We start from the raw sequence: 360 nt of genomic DNA on the forward strand, positions 1-360 counted from the left end.
TCTGTCTGCCACCAACGGTGATCTGACCTTGCTGGCGGGGGGCGTGCTGAGCACGTCGGGCCTAGTCGATGCTCAGGGTTCGCTGAGCGCCGGTGCGCAGAGCATCAGCATGAGCAGCGGCTCTGCTTGGCAGGGGAGTGGCGGTGCCACACTGACGGCTATCGACGACATGTCCCTGCACGCGCTGACGTTTGGCGGCGATCTGGATATCGACTCGACTCAGGGTCGCATCATCCTTGATGGCCCGGTCAATGCTCAGGCCATTGATGTGCTGGCCGCTAACGGCCTGGACGCGAACTCAACGGTCACCGGTACTTCGCTGCTGCTGGATGCGGGCGCTGGCAACCTGGTGGTTAGCGA

General features: G+C 63.3%; 1 protein-coding gene. It reads left to right on the forward strand.

Annotated elements, in window-relative coordinates; translation table 11 throughout:
• Positions 1-360, forward strand: a 360-nt coding sequence (locus PH586_RS23460; protein ID WP_271350216.1) for a hypothetical protein, incomplete at both ends; no start/stop codon positions are given.

Source organism: Pseudomonas aestuarii, from assembly GCF_027988105.1.
Lineage (GTDB): Bacteria > Pseudomonadota > Gammaproteobacteria > Pseudomonadales > Pseudomonadaceae > Aquipseudomonas > Aquipseudomonas aestuarii.